Annotated in this window: 17 protein-coding genes; all 17 read left to right on the forward strand. The window is 39.8% G+C overall.

Features of this window, described 5'->3' with window-relative positions; genetic code table 11:
- Window positions 1-11: 11 nt before the first annotated feature.
- Window positions 12-1,004: a signal recognition particle-docking protein FtsY gene (gene ftsY, locus MKX65_RS08090; protein ID WP_340903178.1), complete on the forward strand. Its 993-nt coding sequence runs from the start codon at window positions 12-14 to the stop codon at window positions 1,002-1,004.
- Window positions 1,005-1,133: 129 nt separating this feature from the next.
- Entirely contained in the window at window positions 1,134-1,451 is a 318-nt protein-coding gene (locus MKX65_RS08095) for a putative DNA-binding protein (protein WP_340903179.1), read from the forward strand.
- Between the two features lie 13 nt (window positions 1,452-1,464).
- The gene (gene ffh, locus MKX65_RS08100) at window positions 1,465-2,817 is read left to right on the forward strand and encodes a signal recognition particle protein (RefSeq protein ID WP_340903180.1); all 1,353 of its coding nucleotides are present in this window, start codon (window positions 1,465-1,467) and stop codon (window positions 2,815-2,817) included.
- Between the two features lie 109 nt (window positions 2,818-2,926).
- On the forward strand, window positions 2,927-3,199 hold the full coding sequence (gene rpsP, locus MKX65_RS08105) for a 30S ribosomal protein S16 (RefSeq protein ID WP_119707515.1): 273 nt from the start codon (window positions 2,927-2,929) through the stop codon (window positions 3,197-3,199).
- Window positions 3,200-3,209: 10 nt separating this feature from the next.
- Window positions 3,210-3,440: a KH domain-containing protein gene (locus MKX65_RS08110; protein WP_160545619.1), complete on the forward strand. Its 231-nt coding sequence runs from the start codon at window positions 3,210-3,212 to the stop codon at window positions 3,438-3,440.
- Window positions 3,441-3,507: 67 nt separating this feature from the next.
- Window positions 3,508-3,894, forward strand: coding sequence for a YlqD family protein (locus MKX65_RS08115; protein WP_340903181.1), 387 nt, complete (start codon window positions 3,508-3,510; stop codon window positions 3,892-3,894).
- A gap of 15 nt (window positions 3,895-3,909) precedes the next feature.
- The gene (rimM, locus tag MKX65_RS08120) at window positions 3,910-4,428 is read left to right on the forward strand and encodes a ribosome maturation factor RimM (RefSeq protein ID WP_340903182.1); all 519 of its coding nucleotides are present in this window, start codon (window positions 3,910-3,912) and stop codon (window positions 4,426-4,428) included.
- Window positions 4,425-5,171, forward strand: coding sequence for a tRNA (guanosine(37)-N1)-methyltransferase TrmD (trmD, locus tag MKX65_RS08125; RefSeq protein ID WP_160545617.1), 747 nt, complete (start codon window positions 4,425-4,427; stop codon window positions 5,169-5,171). The genes rimM and trmD overlap by 4 nt, the downstream gene beginning before the upstream one ends.
- Before the next feature lie 136 nt (window positions 5,172-5,307).
- Window positions 5,308-5,652: a 50S ribosomal protein L19 gene (gene rplS, locus MKX65_RS08130; protein WP_160545723.1), complete on the forward strand. Its 345-nt coding sequence runs from the start codon at window positions 5,308-5,310 to the stop codon at window positions 5,650-5,652.
- A 187-nt stretch (window positions 5,653-5,839) separates the two neighbouring features.
- Entirely contained in the window at window positions 5,840-6,391 is a 552-nt protein-coding gene (lepB, locus tag MKX65_RS08135; RefSeq protein ID WP_340903183.1) for a signal peptidase I, read from the forward strand.
- A 16-nt stretch (window positions 6,392-6,407) separates the two neighbouring features.
- Window positions 6,408-7,283 (forward strand): ribosome biogenesis GTPase YlqF, encoded by an 876-nt coding sequence (gene ylqF / locus MKX65_RS08140; RefSeq protein ID WP_340903184.1) that lies wholly within the window; start codon window positions 6,408-6,410, stop codon window positions 7,281-7,283.
- A gap of 86 nt (window positions 7,284-7,369) precedes the next feature.
- Window positions 7,370-8,143: a ribonuclease HII gene (locus MKX65_RS08145; protein WP_160545614.1), complete on the forward strand. Its 774-nt coding sequence runs from the start codon at window positions 7,370-7,372 to the stop codon at window positions 8,141-8,143.
- Window positions 8,144-8,157: 14 nt separating this feature from the next.
- Window positions 8,158-9,915 carry a hypothetical protein gene (locus MKX65_RS08150; protein ID WP_340903185.1) on the forward strand — a complete coding sequence of 586 codons (1,758 nt, stop codon included), beginning with the start codon at window positions 8,158-8,160 and terminating at the stop codon, window positions 9,913-9,915.
- On the forward strand, window positions 9,912-10,199 hold the full coding sequence (locus MKX65_RS08155; RefSeq protein WP_160545612.1) for a FlhB-like flagellar biosynthesis protein: 288 nt from the start codon (window positions 9,912-9,914) through the stop codon (window positions 10,197-10,199). Before MKX65_RS08150 ends, MKX65_RS08155 begins: the two co-directional genes overlap by 4 nt.
- 218 nt (window positions 10,200-10,417) lie before the next feature.
- Window positions 10,418-11,575 carry an ADP-forming succinate--CoA ligase subunit beta gene (sucC, locus tag MKX65_RS08160; protein ID WP_160545611.1) on the forward strand — a complete coding sequence of 386 codons (1,158 nt, stop codon included), beginning with the start codon at window positions 10,418-10,420 and terminating at the stop codon, window positions 11,573-11,575.
- Window positions 11,576-11,590: 15 nt separating this feature from the next.
- Complete coding sequence (sucD, locus tag MKX65_RS08165) at window positions 11,591-12,493, forward strand: succinate--CoA ligase subunit alpha (RefSeq protein WP_340903186.1); 903 nt, start codon at window positions 11,591-11,593, stop codon at window positions 12,491-12,493.
- Between the two features lie 78 nt (window positions 12,494-12,571).
- Window positions 12,572-13,444, forward strand: a complete 873-nt coding sequence (dprA, locus tag MKX65_RS08170) for a DNA-processing protein DprA (protein ID WP_340903187.1) — start codon at window positions 12,572-12,574, stop codon at window positions 13,442-13,444.
- Window positions 13,445-13,728 lie beyond the last annotated feature (284 nt).

Below are 13,728 nucleotides of genomic sequence, written 5' to 3' on the forward strand. Positions count from 1 at the left end.
ACGTGTGAGTTTTGAGTTTTTTTAAAAAGCTAAAAGAAAAAATTACAAAGCAAACGGATGCAGTAACTGAAAAGTTTAAGGATGGCTTAACGAAAACAAGAGACAATTTTTCGGGGAAAGTTAATGATCTTGTTGCTCGTTATCGGAAAGTCGACGAAGACTTTTTCGAGGAGCTTGAAGAGATCCTAATCGGCGCTGATGTAGGTTTTGATACCGTTATGGAACTCATCGATGAGCTGAAAATGGAAGTTAAGCGTAAAAACATTCAAGACCCAGCAGCTGTTCAGGCCGTTATCTCTGAGAAGCTTGTTGATATCTATAAGGGTGATGAGGAAGAAGAAGTTAATACGATTAATATCCAAGATGGCTTAACGGTTATTTTGTTTGTTGGAGTAAATGGTGTTGGAAAAACAACGACAATCGGAAAACTTGCACATAAATATAAAAATGAAGGCAAGAAAGTGTTGTTAGCTGCGGGAGACACCTTCCGTGCAGGGGCAATTGAACAGCTTGAGGTTTGGGGGGACAGAGTCGGAGTGGAAGTGATTAAGCAAAGTGCCGGCTCAGATCCTGCTGCGGTTATGTATGATGCCGTTCAAGCAGCCAAATCAAGAAATGCAGATATTCTATTGTGCGACACAGCTGGAAGACTTCAAAATAAAGTGAACCTGATGAAGGAGCTTGAGAAGGTAAAGCGAGTGATAGAACGGGAAATTCCTGGTGCCCCACATGAAGTATTACTTGTCCTTGATGCTACGACGGGTCAAAACGCGATGGTCCAAGCAAAAACGTTCAAAGAAGCGACAGATGTTAGCGGAATTGTTCTAACCAAGCTTGATGGAACAGCAAAGGGTGGAATTGTGTTAGCGATACGTAATGAGCTGAAAATTCCAGTGAAGTTTGTAGGTCTAGGTGAAAAAATGGACGACCTCCAACAATTCGATGCCGAACAATACGTGTATGGATTGTTTGCAGACTTAGTAGATCTAGAAGTACAAGAGTAAACGAGAGAAGTCCGGGATAAAAATACCCGGGCTTTTTTGTTGAGACACGTGGTCTATCTTGACATTAAACGTCTCTCTGTGTAAACTAAAGTATGTAAAGGCTTTTCACTTAACAAAGGGGGATGAGCGATGCTGGAGAAAACAAATAGGATGAATTATTTGTATGACTTTTATCAGTCATTACTTACTCCTAAGCAGCAAAGCTATATGTCCCTGTATTATTTGGACGACTATTCGCTAGGCGAAATTGCTGAAGAGTACCATGTCAGCCGACAAGCGGTCTATGATAATATTAAACGAACAGAAGCGATGCTTGAGGAATACGAGGAAAAGCTATTATTATTCCATAAATTTCAGGAGCGCAACAAGCTGCTAGTACAGCTAAAGGGTTCTTTATCAGACGACACACTGCTAGAGCTAGTTGCACAGCTTGAGAAATTAGACTAGGAGGCGGCCTAAGATGGCATTTGAAGGATTAGCCGACCGACTGCAAAATACGATCCAAAAAATTCGCGGCAAAGGGAAAGTCAATGAGGCCGATGTTAAAGAAATGATGCGCGAGGTGCGCTTAGCCCTTTTAGAGGCGGACGTTAACTTTAAGGTTGTTAAAGAGTTCGTCAAAAAAGTAAGCGAGCGTGCTGTTGGTCAGGAAGTCATGCAAAGCTTAACACCTGGACAACAGGTCATTAAAGTGGTTAAAGAAGAACTGACAACCTTGATGGGCGGTGAGCAAAGCAAAATTGCTGTCTCTAATCGCCCGCCAACCGTTATTATGATGGTTGGATTGCAAGGGGCAGGGAAAACGACAACCACGGGGAAGCTTGCCAACCTGATTCGAAAAAAATATAACCGCAACCCATTGTTAGTTGCGGCTGATATTTATCGTCCTGCTGCCATTAAGCAGCTAGAGACGCTTGGAAAGCAGCTCAGCATGCCGGTATTTTCACTTGGAGACCAAGTAAGTCCGGTTGAAATAGCGAAACAAGCGATTCAAAAGGCGAAAGAGGACCATCATGACTACGTTCTAATTGACACAGCTGGTCGTTTGCACGTCGATGAAGCCCTTATGGGAGAATTAAAAGATATTAAAGAACTCGCAAATCCTGATGAAATCTTTCTTGTTGTCGATGCGATGACTGGTCAAGACGCAGTAAATGTAGCTTCAAGCTTTAATGAACAGCTTGGGCTTACAGGGGTCGTCTTAACGAAGCTCGACGGAGACACTCGAGGAGGAGCCGCCCTCTCAATCCGTTCCGTAACGAATACGCCGATTAAATTTATCGGTTTAGGAGAGAAAATGGATGCGATTGAGCCGTTCCATCCAGAACGAATGGCTTCAAGAATCCTCGGAATGGGCGATGTTTTAACGTTAATCGAAAAAGCTCAGGCCAATGTCGATGAAGCGAAGGCAAAAGAACTTGAACAAAAAATGCGTACAGCTTCGTTTACATTTGATGACTTTTTAGATCAGCTTGGACAAGTTCGTAATATGGGACCTCTTGATGAACTATTAAAGATGATGCCTGGTGCGAACAAAATTAAAGGCCTGAATAATCTGCAAATCGATGAAAAGCAAATTTCTCATGTAGAAGCGATCATCCAGTCTATGACAAAGGAAGAAAAAACTCATCCAGAAATCATTAATGCTGGTCGCAGAAAGCGGATTGCAAAGGGAAGTGGAACTTCAGTACCTGAAGTAAACCGTCTTTTAAAGCAATTTGAAGACATGAAGAAAATGATGAAGCAGATGTCGGGTATGCAGGGCAAGGCTAAGAAAAAGGGCGGATTTAAGCTTCCGTTTAACCCTTTTTGACGCCGAAATTACAGGAAAATAATAGTGACAAGAAAAAAGACTTTACAAACTAAAAAACAATTGATATTATACTATCTTGTGTGAAACTATTCGGAGGTGCTTATTTAAAATGGCAGTTAAAATTCGTTTAAAGCGTATGGGAGCAAAAAAATCTCCTTTTTATCGTATTGTAGTAGCAGATTCTCGTTCACCACGTGATGGACGTTTCATTGAAACAGTTGGAACTTACAATCCAGTTGCTGAGCCAGCAATCGTTGAAATCAACGAAGACTTAGCTTTAAAATGGTTAAAAGACGGCGCTAAGCCATCTGACACAGTTCGTAACTTGTTCTCAAAACAAGGCCTTATGGAAAAATTCCATAACGCAAAATTAAGCAAGTAATCTGCATATAATGAAAGAGCTCATCGAAACCATTGTCAAGGCACTTGTTGATCTTCCAGACGAAGTTCGTGTAACTGAGCTAGAAGAATCGGATAAAATAACTTTTCAACTAGCTGTTCACAAAACAGATATGGGGAAAGTAATCGGAAAACAAGGCCGTGTTGCAAAAGCTATTCGAACTGTTGTCTATTCAGCAGGAGCATCACAGCAGAAGAAAGTCTACCTAGAAATTATTGAATAAATGCTACTGAAGAAGGAGGGGACAACCCTCCTTTTTTCGTAGTTATTTCTGAAGGGAGATGTGGTCCGTGAACATTCTTCAAACCGTCGTGGTAAAGCAAGTATTAACGGAAACTAGCAAACAAGTATTGCTAAGCAAGTTTGAACTTGAGAAAAGCCAACTTCAGAAGGAATCAGAACAGCTTCGCTTTGAAATGAGAAAGCTTGAAAAAGCAAAGAAAATGACCGTTAACTCATTTAAGAATCGTTTCGAAAATGAGATTCATACTAGATTAGAAAAGATTAAGCTGCTTGATTTTAAAATAGAACAATTACATATGCTACCTTTAGGAAGCGAATTAAAGGAAAAGGAATGCCAAGCGATCGTGGAAGTGAATGTAGGTGACGCTTGGGAGGTTATTCAGACTGAAAAAACGATTATCATCAAGGACGGAGTCGTTGATGAAATTCGGTAGTTTGAGGTGAAGATGATGGAAAAATGGTTTAATGTCGGAAAGATTGTGAATACGCATGGTATCAAAGGGGAAGTTCGAGTGGTTTCGCAGACTGACTTTGCTGATGAACGGTATAAGCCAGGGAATCACTTGTATTTGTTTATGCCTAACTCAAAGGATCCAATGAAGCTGACGGTTGAATCTCACCGGAAGCATAAATCATTTGATTTATTAACCTTTAATGGGTACCCAAATGTGAATGATGTGGAGCCGATGAAGGGTGGAATTCTGAAAATCACAGAAGAACAACAAGGTGAGTTGGAGGAAAATGAATTTTACTTTCACCAAATTATTGGCTGTCTTGTGTTCACCACGCATGGGGAAGAAATTGGAAAGATCCGTGAGATCTTAACACCTGGAGCGAATGATGTATGGGTCGTAAAGGGAAAGGGTGGAAAGGATATTCTCATTCCTTATATCGAGCAGATTGTGAAGAAGGTTGATGTGAAGGAAAAGATCGTTTTAATTGAGCCTATGGAAGGTCTGCTATCATGATGAATATTGATGTACTAACCCTGTTTCCTGAGATGTTCCATGGGGTGTTCGGACAATCGATCTTAAAAAAAGCGGCTGAACAGCAGGCTGCCCGGTACAATATTGTCAACTTTAGAGAATTTGCTGATAATAAACACCAGACGGTGGATGATTACCCTTATGGTGGGGGAGCGGGAATGGTCTTGAAGCCGCAACCCATTTTTGATGCGGTAAAGAGCTGTCAAGAACATGCCAAAACGACGAAACCCCCACGAGTGGTGTTGCTCTGTCCACAAGGTGAACGTTATAACCAGAAGAAGGCGGAAGAGCTATCCAAGGAAGAACATATAATCTTTGTTTGCGGCCATTACGAGGGTTATGATGAGCGAATCAGGCAGCATGTAGTGACAGATGAGATCTCGATTGGTGATTTCGTGTTAACGGGTGGAGAGCTCGGTGCTATGGTTATTATTGATAGTGTGGTTCGTCTGCTTCCGAATGTATTAGGGAAAGAGGAGTCTCATTTGCAAGATTCTTTTAGCACAGGTTTATTAGAGCATCCCCATTATACGAGACCAGCCGATTTTCGTGGGTTAAAGGTACCGGATGTTTTAACATCAGGAAACCACCGCTTAATAGATGAGTGGAGAGAAAAAGAGTCTCTAAAGCGTACCTTTGAAAGGCGTCCAGATTTATTAGAGGCTTTTGACCTTACAGAAAAGCAGAAGAAATGGTTGCTAGAGTTTGAAAATCAAAAGAAATAGTATTGAAGTTCATTGATATATATGTTATGATATTTTTTGTGACTGTGACAAATAGTTCAGTCTTATAACGATGTTCCGCTGCAGTCAGTATATGCTTCAGTTATGCATGAGCGTCTGTTGGAAGGAGTTGAAAACGATGCAAAAATTAATCGAAGAAATCACAAAAGAACAACTTCGCGCTGATCTTCCTGCTTTCCGTCCTGGTGATACTGTACGTGTACACGTTAAAGTTATCGAGGGTACGCGTGAGCGTATTCAGGTGTATGAAGGTGTTGTGATTAAGCGTCGTGGTGGTGGAATTAGCGAAACTTTCACAGTACGTAAAGTTTCTTATGGTGTAGGCGTTGAGCGTACATTCCCAGTACACACACCTAAAATTGCGAAGCTTGAAGTGATCCGTCGCGGTAAAGTTCGCCGTGCGAAACTTTACTACCTACGTAACCTACGTGGTAAGAAAGCTCGTATTAAAGAAATCCGATAAAAAAGAAAAGCGACTTTTTCATGATAAATGGAAAAGTTGCTGGACAAATGCGAAAGGAGCTTGTCATACAAGCTCCTTTTTCGTAGTCTATCTAGTAGTTATTACGTGTATAATAAATACCGATACTGTAAAATAAAGCTGTACGGCGAGAAATAAACGAAAAGAACAGTGATTGGTGGGATGTGTTATGGCAAAGAGCAAAAATGAACTATGGGAATGGACAAAGGCACTAATCATTGCGGTGTTATTAGCAGCAATTATTCGATATTTCTTATTTGCACCGATCGTAGTGGATGGGTTATCCATGATGCCAACATTACGAGATCAAGACCGTATGATCGTTAATAAGTTTAGTTATCAAATTGGGGAACCAGAACGTTTTGATATTATCGTGTTTCATGCCCCTGAAGATAAAGATTACATAAAAAGAGTGATTGGTTTACCTGGAGATAAAATTGAATACAAGGATGATACACTCTATGTAAATGGGAAAGCTTATGAAGAGTCGTACCTTGATGAATTTAAAGAGCAAGTAGTAGATGGTCCTTTAACTGAGCCGTTTACATTAGAAGAAATTATCGGTCAAGAAACCGTTCCTGATGGACACTTATTTGTGATGGGAGATAACCGAAGATTCAGTAAGGATAGTCGTCATATTGGTACCGTCCCAATGGAGAAGGTGTTAGGAAATACGAGCGTGATTTACTGGCCGATTGAAGACGTGAAAATAGTGAAATAGAAGGAGGGCTGCACCCATGACGATTCAATGGTTTCCGGGGCATATGGCCAAAGCACGAAGGCAGGTCACGGAGAAGCTAAAACTTGTTGACATCATATTCGAATTAGTGGATGCAAGAATACCGTATTCTTCTAGAAATCCAATGATAGATGAAATTATTCAGCACAAGCCAAGGTTAGTGCTGCTAAATAAGGCGGATATGGCAGATCCAAGGATTACAAAAGATTGGATTCAGTTTTTTGACAAAAAAGGGATAAAAGCACTTGCGATTAATTCTCAAGCTGGCGTAGGGATGAAAGAAATAGTCTCTGCATCCGAATTAATTTTAAAAGAAAAATTTGATCGTATGAAAGCAAAAGGTGTTGTGAGACCACGAGCGATCCGAGCAATGATTGTCGGGATTCCAAATGCAGGGAAATCAACGCTTATCAATCGTCTAGCGAAAAAGAACATTGCAAAGACTGGGAATACACCAGGTGTAACAAAAGCCCAACAGTGGATCAAAGTAGGCAAAGAGTTAGAACTCTTAGATACACCGGGTATATTATGGCCAAAATTCGAAGATCAAGAAGTAGGATCAAAGCTTGCTTTAACAGGGGCCATAAAGGATACCATTCTTAACTTACAGGATATATGTGTATATGCGCTTCGTTTTTTAGAGCGTGAATATCCAGAGCGCTTAAAGGAGCGTTTTCAGCTTGAATATATTCCTGAGGACATAGTGGACTTCTTCGATCAAATCGGAAAGCGTAGGGGCTGTCTAATGGGCGGTGGCGTGGTAGATTATGACAAGGTAGCTGAATTGGTTATCCGAGAGTTTCGCTCTGAACTATTTGGTCCTATCACGCTTGAGAAACCATCTGACCTAGTTGCTAGTGATGTAGAAGAGTAAATAGGAAAGCCTTCTTTTTGAGAAGGCTTTATTTTTTTTGTTACATGCCGATATACAAGATATAAGTCCGAAGGGAAGTACTAGTTTTGAACAAATTAACTATTGATGATATTCAGACGAAGTTAAAAACAGTTGAGGATGTAAAAGATCCTTTTTTTATAGAAATTCAAAAAGATAGTAGAAAAGGTGTACAGCAATTAGTAAAGAGATGGTTGCAGAGAAAAGAGGCTCAAGAACAGGCTAGGCTTAAGCTGTTGGAAATGAGCGAATATGAGAGATTATATAAAAGCCAAGGATTTACTTTAATCGCTGGAATTGATGAAGTTGGAAGAGGCCCGCTAGCTGGCCCAGTCGTAGCTGCGGCTGTAATCTTACCAGATGATTTTCAAATTTTAGGAATTGATGACTCAAAAAAACTAACGGAAACAAAGCGTGAGGAGCTTTATGAATTGATTCGTTCAACGGCTCTCTCCATCGGTGTAGGAATTATTGAAGCCAAGGAAATCGATACAATCAATATTTATGAAGCCACTAAAAAGGCGATGTATGTGGCCTTAAACGAATTACATATTAGTCCTGATTTTTTACTTGTGGATGCCATGAAGCTAACAACCCCAATCCCATCAGAAGCTATTATTAAAGGGGATAGCAAAAGTATCTCTATTGCAGCGGCTAGCATCATCGCTAAAGTCACGAGAGACCGAATGATGAAGGAACTTGCTCAAAGCTTTCCAGAATATCGTTTTGAACAAAATATGGGCTATGGTACAAAGGAACATATCGATGCTCTACAGCTTTACGGAGCGACTCCATATCATCGAAGATCATTTGCTCCTATTAAAGAATTAAACAAACAATAAGGGAGGGAACTCACTTGTTACAAGCTAATCTTGTTCATACAATTAGTAATCGGCCAGAGTCAATAGAAGGAAACAAGCTAAGTTTTCGGACTGGACAAGTATTTCAAGGAAAGGTATTGAAGCTTTTTCCCAATCAAACTGCAGAAGTACAAGTGGGTTCTCAAAAGGTAATCGCCCAGTTAGAAATCCCACTTTCAGCCGGGGAACGATATTGGTTTCAAGTACAACAAGGAGAAGGGCAAGTTCATCTGAAGGTACTAACGGAAGGAAGAGGGACGGGGAATGCTCATTTAGAGGGACTGTTAAAGCAGTTCTCCATCCCTGAAACAAAAACAAGTATTTCGTTATTACGTTTTTTTCTAAGTGAACAGCTCCCAATCACAAAAGAATCCATTTCTATAGCTAATAGCCTATTTCAAGGGAAAACAATGACGAAGGAGGACTTAGAGGCAATTAAGCAGTTAATCACTCGCGATCTGCCATTATCAAAGACCACATTTGATGCAGTGAGATCAACAATAAAAAGCCCTTCGTTTCATGCTGTCATGGCTACCTTCAAGAATGAGCTAGACTCTCTAGAAACACTGCCTCAAGCAGGTACACGTTTAAAAGAGACGATAGTGCCGTATATCCAAACAGGGAAAGAAAACCTTTCAGCAGAAGTGCTAAGGGAGACAGTTAGGGGTTGGACTCAGACCAAGGATCCGTTCACCTCACAACAGGCATTGAAAGCTTTGCAGCAATTGGGCTTCTTGCCTATTGAGAATGAACAAAATATCTTGCAACAAGCCGCTAAAAGGCTCACTGGACTTACAGAAGAAAGAGCACAGGTCCAATTACCTGGAATGGATCAAACGGCAAAACAAGTATCGGCACTACTAGCAGCAGGAAGAACAGAGGATGTATCGTCAGTATTGAAAAACTGGATCGGTAGTATCATCAATGATTCTCATGTAAGCAATCAAACGATAAAGCAATTGTTCCACTTATTATCACCAAAATTAGATTCGGCCACATTTGACGAAGCGGTTGCCTCTCTAGTGAGTAAGGACGGAATAGACGCTAATAAAACTCTTAATAAAGAAGTGACACAGCATCTACAAGCGGTACTTTCACAGGTAGACAGAGAGCCAGTAGAAGAGTTTAAATCATTGTTAAAATCAGGTATTCAAACGCTAGGTCTTTCTCATGAATCTGAGTCACTTGATATGATAAAAGGAAAAGTGTCTGATGAAGGTGTAAGAGTGGAGAATGTGAAATCGTTATTGATTCAGTTACTGAATGAAGATATTCCGAGTAAGGTAAAGGATTCAGCAGAAGCTTTACTGAACCGATTAACAGGGATACAACTCATGTCATCGGATACAACTCCAGTCCAGCAAATTGTCATGCAGATTCCACTTGTTCTAATGAATAAGCAAACCGATCTTACCATTCAGTGGAATGGTAGAAAGGACGCCAATGGAAAAATTGATCCAAGCTATTGTCGTGTTCTTTTTTACTTAGATTTAGAGCACATGAATGAAACGATCATCGATATGCAAATTCAGAATCGCATTATGAAAATTACGATTATCAATGATCATGACAATATAAAACACCTTTCCACCCCTTTTTTAGCTAGTTTAAAAGATAGCTTACAAACGCTAGATTACCAGCTTTCGAATGTTAGTTTTCAAACCCAGGCTGATAGAGCCGTTGTCCAAACGAAAAAAGCAGCCATTCCTAGTCCATTGACCTCATCTTATAGTGGAGTGGATATTAAAATATGATAAATGAAAAGCTAAAAAGAAAAGAAGCGGTTGCTCTAAGTTATGAAGCAACGAAAAATGACGCGCCAAAGGTGATTGCGAAAGGAAAAGGAATAGTAGCTGATAATATTCTCGAGAAGGCAAAAGAGAATAATATTCCAATCCAAGAAGATCCAACGCTAATTGAGTTACTAAGTAAATTAAATATAAATGACAGCATCCCAGAAGAGTTATATCAAGCAGTGGCTGAAGTGTTTGCATTTGTTTATCGTACAGATAAAGAAGTAGGTAAAAGGAAATCTTAAAATCTACTTCTTTTATTTTTTTATTTCTGAATAATTTAATATTTTGTGTGAAATAGTAGACAAGGTATGTGTTGTTATATAAAATGAAAGCGCAGTCTTGTTTTTTTAGATATAAAACGATCAAAGGGAAAAATGAATGCAGGCAGGATTGCAGGAAAAAGTGTAGAATATCTTTATTGCTGCAATAGCCAAAAGCAAGATTAGAAGGAGGATGGGAAATGAATATCCATGAGTACCAAGGAAAAGAAATCCTCAGAAAATACGGGGTTGCTGTTCCAAATGGGAAGGTAGCATTTACAGTTGAAGAAGCGGTGGAAGCTGCAAAGGAACTTGGAACACAAGTTTGTGTAGTAAAAGCCCAAATCCATGCAGGTGGACGTGGAAAAGCAGGTGGGGTTAAGGTTGCCAAAAACTTGGATGAAGTCCGTACATATGCGAGCGAAATTCTCGGAAAAACACTCATCACTCACCAAACGGGTCCTGAAGGAAAAGAAGTAAAGCGCCTTTTAATTGAAGAAGGCTGTGACATTAAGAAAGAGTACTATATTGGTTTAGTACTAGACCGTGCTACTTCACGTGTTGTATTAATGGCTTCAGAAGAAGGTGGGACAGAAATCGAGGAGGTAGCAGAAAAAACTCCTGAGAAAATCTTCAAAGAAGTAATTGACCCAGTTGTTGGTTTAACAGGCTACCAAGCTCGTCGTATTGCATTTAACATTAATATTCCAAAAGAATTAGTAAATAAAGCAGTGAAGTTTATGATGGGATTATATCAAGCGTTTGTTGAAAAAGATTGCTCGATCGCTGAAATTAACCCGCTTGTTGTAACAGGTGATGGAAATGTAATGGCGTTAGACGCAAAGCTAAACTTTGATTCAAATGCATTATATCGTCAAAAAGAAGTGTTAGAGTATCGTGACCTTGACGAGGAAGATGCAAAGGAAATTGAAGCATCGAAATACGACCTAAGCTATATTTCTTTAGATGGAAATATTGGCTGCATGGTAAATGGTGCTGGTCTTGCTATGGCTACAATGGACATTGTAAAGCATTACGGTGGAGACCCTGCAAACTTCCTTGATGTTGGGGGCGGAGCAACTGCAGAAAAAGTAACAGAAGCATTCAAAATCATCCTTTCTGATAAAAATGTAAAAGGTATTTTTGTAAATATCTTTGGCGGAATAATGAAGTGTGACGTTATTGCTACTGGTGTTGTAGAAGCTGCTAAGCAGGTTGGTCTAAACGTACCTTTAGTCGTTCGTTTGGAAGGAACAAATGTTGAGCTTGGTAAGAAGATTCTTGCTGAATCAGATATCAACATTATTGCTGCTGAATCTATGGCTGACGGCGCACAAAAAATCGTTTCATTAGTATAAGGAAGGGGAATTGATGTGAGCGTATTTATTAATAAAGATACTAAAGTGATAGTTCAAGGGATTACTGGTTCTACAGCCCTTTTCCATACAAAACAAATGTTAGAATATGGCACGCAAATTGTTGCTGGTGTAACACCTGGTAAAGGTGGGACAGAAGTAGAGGGTGTACCTGTATTTAACACGGTTGCAGATGCTGTAAAGGCTACTGGAGCGAATGCTTCTGTCATTTACGTACCTGCACCATTTGCGGCAGATGCTATTTTAGAAGCGGTTGATGCGGATCTTGATTTAGCGATTTGTATTACTGAGCATATTCCAGTATTAGATATGGTTAAAGTAAAACGCTACATGGAAGGGAAAAAGACTCGCCTAGTTGGTCCTAACTGCCCAGGTGTTATTACTCCTGATGAGTGTAAGATTGGTATTATGCCAGGTTATATTCATACAAAGGGCCATGTTGGCGTGGTATCACGTTCTGGAACCCTTACGTACGAAGCGGTTCATCAATTATCACAAGCAGGTATTGGCCAATCTACAGCAGTTGGAATTGGTGGAGATCCCGTTAACGGAACAAACTTCATCGATGTACTTAAAGCATTTAATGAAGACCCAGAAACGTACGCCGTTATTATGATCGGTGAAATTGGTGGTACGGCTGAAGAAGAAGCAGCAGAGTGGGTAAAAGCAAACATGACTAAGCCGGTAGTTGGTTTCATCGGTGGTCGTACTGCCCCTCCAGGAAAGCGTATGGGGCATGCTGGTGCGATTATTTCCGGTGGAAAAGGAACAGCTGACGAAAAGATTCGTGTGATGAATGAATGTGGAATCCAAGTAGCTGATACACCTTCAGTTATGGGAGAAACATTAATTAAAGTACTAAAAGAAAAAGATCTTTACGATCAATGTAAAACTCACTAAAAATTCAAATAGTCCCTCTTTTTAGAGGGGCTATTTGTGATATTATTAAAATACTATTCCTAAAGGAGGTTATCTATTTTGGAATCTTTTTCATTACGTTTGTGTCATTTGCTTCATTGTCGTGGAGCGGGCTGGAAAATGGTTTATCATATTTTAAAGCATGATCCCGAGCTTAAAGAGCTATATTCCCCAACTTTCCTCTACCAATTCCCTGAACTTCCATCATCTATCATTCAAACCTTATTCGAAGATCTTCATTCACCGGTTTTATTGGAACAAATCCGCCATTATCAACAAAATGATATTAAAATAATTACTTACTTTGACTCAGCTTATCCTGAATTATTAAAAGAAACGTATCAGCCGCCGTGGGTATTGTATGCAAAGGGGGACATTTCTTTGCTTGGGAAGCAAACCAAGCTTGCTGTGGTCGGTTCTAGACAGGCAACAGAGTATGGTAAAAGAGCCATTGATCGGTTGTTTCCACCACTGATTGAAAAGGGGGTTATTATCGTTAGCGGCTTAGCCTTAGGGGTTGATACGCTTGCTCATGAAGCTGCCATTCGACTAGGCGGGAAGACGATAGCGGTCATCGCTGGAGGTATCTACCATATTTACCCACAAACCAATCAAAAGCTTGCTCTAAATATTATGAAGCACCATCTTGTGATCTCCGAGTATCCTCCAAATACGACTCCTTCGCGCTGGCAATTTCCTATGAGAAATAGAATTATTAGTGGTGTTTCTAAAGGTACATTTATAATAGAAGCAAAAAGAAAGAGTGGCTCTTTAATCACAGCAAATTTTGCCGTTCATGAGGGTCGAGAGGTGTTTGCCCTCCCAGGAAATATTTTCAGTCAGCATTCGACAGGGACAAATGACTTAATTCAGCAGGGAGCGAAGCTTGTTAGAAGCCATGAAGATATACTCAATGAATTATTTTATGCATAATGTTTGTAATCCGGTTGAACATCACATATGATGACAAAAAGGTACGGAATAGGGAAATGTCATCGATTTACCATACTTTTTCACCAAATTTTAATATATTTTTATGAAAAAGGTTGAAATATCGCTCAAACTGTTATACATTTTGCAACAGACGTTCGAAAATAAAAATACAAATTTTAAAGTAAGCAAGCTGAAACCGTTTACGATATATTTGACAAGTTTCAATAAAAAGTTTAATAATAATGAATATTTACAATAAACATTCAATAAGTGAATTTTTATAT

The sequence above is a fragment of the Robertmurraya sp. FSL R5-0851 genome, assembly GCF_038002965.1.
Classification (GTDB): Bacteria; Bacillota; Bacilli; order Bacillales; family Cytobacillaceae; genus Robertmurraya_A; species Robertmurraya_A beringensis.

Bases quoted from the DNA above. Each gene is read 5' to 3' on its own strand.
- MKX65_RS08095 (WP_340903179.1), top strand. From the start codon at position 1,134: ATGCTGGAGAAAACAAATAGGATGAATTATTTGTATGACTTTTATCAG.
- ffh (WP_340903180.1), top strand. From the start codon at position 1,465: ATGGCATTTGAAGGATTAGCCGACCGACTGCAAAATACGATCCAAAAA.
- rpsP (WP_119707515.1), top strand. From the start codon at position 2,927: ATGGCAGTTAAAATTCGTTTAAAGCGTATGGGAGCAAAAAAATCTCCT.
- MKX65_RS08110 (WP_160545619.1), top strand. From the start codon at position 3,210: ATGAAAGAGCTCATCGAAACCATTGTCAAGGCACTTGTTGATCTTCCA.
- rimM (WP_340903182.1), top strand. From the start codon at position 3,910: ATGGAAAAATGGTTTAATGTCGGAAAGATTGTGAATACGCATGGTATC.
- trmD (WP_160545617.1), top strand. From the start codon at position 4,425: ATGATGAATATTGATGTACTAACCCTGTTTCCTGAGATGTTCCATGGG.
- rplS (WP_160545723.1), top strand. From the start codon at position 5,308: ATGCAAAAATTAATCGAAGAAATCACAAAAGAACAACTTCGCGCTGAT.
- lepB (WP_340903183.1), top strand. From the start codon at position 5,840: ATGGCAAAGAGCAAAAATGAACTATGGGAATGGACAAAGGCACTAATC.
- ylqF (WP_340903184.1), top strand. From the start codon at position 6,408: ATGACGATTCAATGGTTTCCGGGGCATATGGCCAAAGCACGAAGGCAG.
- MKX65_RS08155 (WP_160545612.1), top strand. From the start codon at position 9,912: ATGATAAATGAAAAGCTAAAAAGAAAAGAAGCGGTTGCTCTAAGTTAT.
- sucC (WP_160545611.1), top strand. From the start codon at position 10,418: ATGAATATCCATGAGTACCAAGGAAAAGAAATCCTCAGAAAATACGGG.